The sequence below is a fragment of the Enterobacter cloacae complex sp. IR53041 genome (assembly GCF_049238285.1).
In the GTDB taxonomy this organism is placed as follows: domain Bacteria; phylum Pseudomonadota; class Gammaproteobacteria; order Enterobacterales; family Enterobacteriaceae; genus Enterobacter; species Enterobacter roggenkampii.
The window spans coordinates 1-3,127 of the sequence record NZ_JBMKHB010000072.1; the positions used below are offsets into that span (position 1 = coordinate 1).

Annotated in this window: 3 protein-coding genes and 1 pseudogene; 2 read left to right on the forward strand and 2 right to left on the reverse strand. The window is 48.1% G+C overall.

Annotated features, from left to right (window positions below; genetic code table 11):
- Positions 1-256, reverse strand: a 256-nt coding sequence (locus ACOTXF_RS23660; RefSeq protein WP_421635307.1) for a DUF4158 domain-containing protein, incomplete at its 3' end; no start/stop codon positions are given.
- 161 nt (positions 257-417) lie between these two features.
- Between ACOTXF_RS23660 and ACOTXF_RS23665 the strand changes: the two genes are divergently transcribed.
- Entirely contained in the window at positions 418-1,032 is a 615-nt protein-coding gene (locus ACOTXF_RS23665; protein ID WP_014839983.1) for a recombinase family protein, read from the forward strand.
- Positions 1,033-1,350: 318 nt separating this feature from the next.
- On the opposite strand, the gene ACOTXF_RS23670 is transcribed toward ACOTXF_RS23665, so the two are convergent.
- Complete coding sequence (locus ACOTXF_RS23670; RefSeq protein WP_001516695.1) at positions 1,351-2,007, reverse strand: quinolone resistance pentapeptide repeat protein QnrS1; 657 nt, start codon at positions 2,005-2,007, stop codon at positions 1,351-1,353.
- Positions 2,008-2,401: 394 nt separating this feature from the next.
- Between ACOTXF_RS23670 and ACOTXF_RS23675 the strand changes: the two are divergent.
- Positions 2,402-3,033, forward strand: a pseudogene (locus ACOTXF_RS23675) (transposase); the annotation flags it as partial.
- Positions 3,034-3,127: the final 94 nt, after the last annotated feature.

Sequence of the window (3,127 nt, forward strand, 5' to 3'; positions counted from 1 at the left end):
CTGGGCGAAATGCGCCTGGTAAGCAGAGTTTTTGAAATGTAAGGCCTTTGAATAAGACAAAAGGCTGCCTCATCGCTAACTTTGCAACAGTGCCAATTTGAGCGTGAAGCCCCCGGCGACTGCAGGCCAGCGCCAGTTCATATTCATTCAGCGCCAGAAACTCCAGCCGCTGTGCATCATCGAAATCAGGTAGACCATAGAGCGCTTCCTGCTCGGCGTCCGAAAGAATACTGAGGAGCTTATTTTTAGTAGGCATCTCTGATCCTTATGCCTATTTAAACGCGCTTGTCACATTATCATTAACATAGAACCTTTACGTGTCATAATTTAAATTACGGGTAATGTGACTACCGTTGACAGATTATGGTACCCAAATCAGAATGTCACATAATCGAACGTATATGTGACAGAGGAAATATGTTCATCGGATATATTCGGATGTCAAAAGCGGATGGTTCGCAGACGAATGATTTACAACGTGATGCACTGATCGCCGCAGGTGTTGATGCCGCACATTTTTATGAGGACCGGGCATCGGGCAAACGAGAAGAGCGTCCTGGACTTACAGCCTGTCTGAAAGCACTACGACCCGGAGACACGCTGGTCGTATGGAAGCTGGACCGCCTCGGTCGTGATCTTCGTCATCTCATTAATACAGTGCACGACCTGACCGCGAGGGGGACCGGTCTGAAAGTGCTGACCGGTCACGGGGCGACTATCGACACAACAACGGCCGCTGGCAAGCTTGTCTTCGGTATCTTTGCCGCACTGGCGGAGTTTGAGCGCGAACTGATTGCTGAAAGAACGACTGCAGGTCTGGCATCAGCAAGAGCCCGTGGGCGGAACGGCGGCCGACCTTATAAAATGACGCCAGTCAAACTGCGACTGGCAATGGCATCAATGGGACAATCAGAAACAAAGGTCAGTACGCTATGCCAGGAACTTGGGATAACCCGGCAAACTTTGTACAGGCATATTTCCCCTGTTGGTCAACTGCGGGCGGACGGGATCAAGCTGTTCAACCGTGGATAATTTGAACGGACGGAAAAATCTGGGGTTCCGGCGTAGTACCCCTATCACCTCCACATTTTTGCAACAGTGCCTTATAAATGGCAGCCTTATGTTTACTTGCCAAGATGGGCTACCATATGATGTTTTATACTGAGCAATATTAATATTATCTTTAATGGAAAAATTAAGCCCACTAAGTGACCCACTGCTATATGGCTCTATTGTGAAGACGCCTGAGGGTAAAAATTTATACATGGTTGTCCCTATGTCTATTATTGCAAGGTTGACAATATTATTCGTTTTATAAATTTGAGCGTTTAAAATCACACATCAAAGCAATTAGTCAGGATAAACAACAATACCCAGTGCTTCGAGAATCAGTTCTTGCTGCCAGGCTGCAATTTTGATACCTGATGTATCGACTTTGCGGGGATCTAAACCGTCGAGTTCGGCGTGGCATAAATTGGCACCCTGTAGGCTAAATTGCCCCCAGACATCTTCGGAAAAAACACCTCGACTTAAGTCTGACTCTTTCAGTGATGCACCCGCTAGGTTCGTTCCTATCCAGCGATTTTCAAACAACTCACATTTTTCTAAACAAACCCTCTCCATATTGGCATAGGAAAGATTACATCCAGAAATAAATGCTGAGCAAAAGTACATACGATTACTCACTTGATGGGCAAAGTTTGTTCGGGAAAAGTTGGCACCTTTTAAATCACACGCACGGAACTCTATACCGTAGCAATTGGCATTACTGAAGTTTGCCATCGCAAGTTGGCATTGTTGGAAACTTGCATCACGAAGATCTGCGACATCAAAGTGGCAGCCTTCGATATCACCCTGTTCAATGAACTTGCAGTTGACGAATGTCGTATCACGCAAGTTAGCACGTCGAAAGTCGCTGCGAATGAATGTGCAAGCGGTGAAGGTGAGATCACTTAAGTCTTTATGTGAAAAGTTGTGGTGCCGATATGTATGATTGTAGGTTTCCATGAGTACTCCTTGTTGAAAGGAGGGCTAGACTACCATTATACATATGCCAAGACATTAAAATAAAAGCCTGTTACATCAACACATTACAACCCCTCAATTTACCTGTTTTAAGTGGTCAAATTGGCGCGTAGAGCGCCTATCGCTCTTGCATTGGCACGCGGCCCTGTTGAAAAAAGTTATTCGCTTTAGATAGGGTTAGGAGAGCCGTGCTTCGCCGGTAAAAAATCGGACTATCCGACGCAGGGCGGACTCATCGGCGGAGAAGCAAACTTTGACTATATCTCCCTACACTTGGAAGAGGGCTAGACTGGCCCCATAGATCACCAGACACTTCGACTCTCTTAAAATAAGAGGTAGTCTTGGAACTATGTTTAATACCAGTCAGAACGATAAGATGGTTGGAGTGTTATCAGGACCTGAGCGGCGTCGGCGTCGTACACCGCAGGAAAAAATTGCCATTATTCAGCAGACTATGGAGCCCGGTATGACCGTGTCTCATGTCGCGCGCCTGCATGGCATCAATGCAAACCAGATATTCAAATGGCGCAAGCAATATTAAGACGGTTCACTGACGGCTGTTGCATCGGGCGAGGAAGTGGTGCCGGCCTCCGAACTCGCTGCCGCCAATAAGCAAATTCGCGAACTCCAGCGCCTTCTGGGCAAAAAGACGATGGAAGCCGAGATACTCAAAGAGGCCGTGGAGTTCGGCCGGGCAAAAAAATGGATTGCGCATGCGCCCTCGTTGCCTGGGAACGACGAATAAGCGACGTTTGCAGAAGTCTTGGCGTGTCGCGTGCGCAGTTGAGCATTCGGGTTCACCGGCCATCTGACTGACAGGATCGCAGACGGCAGCCCCGTTCTGACGATACCACCGTATTGTCCCGGATAAACATGGCGGTGGCTGACCTGCCGACGTATGGTTATCGCCGTGTGTGGGCGCTGCTGCGACGGGAGTCGGAGCGGGACGGCCTGCCTGTGGTTAATGCAAAGCGGGTGTATCGCATTATGAGAACGCATAATCTGCTTCGGCACTGTTGCAAAGTTAGCGATGAGGCAGCCTTTTGTCTTATTCAAAGGCCTTACATTTCAAAAACTCTGCTTACCAGGCGCATTTCGCCCA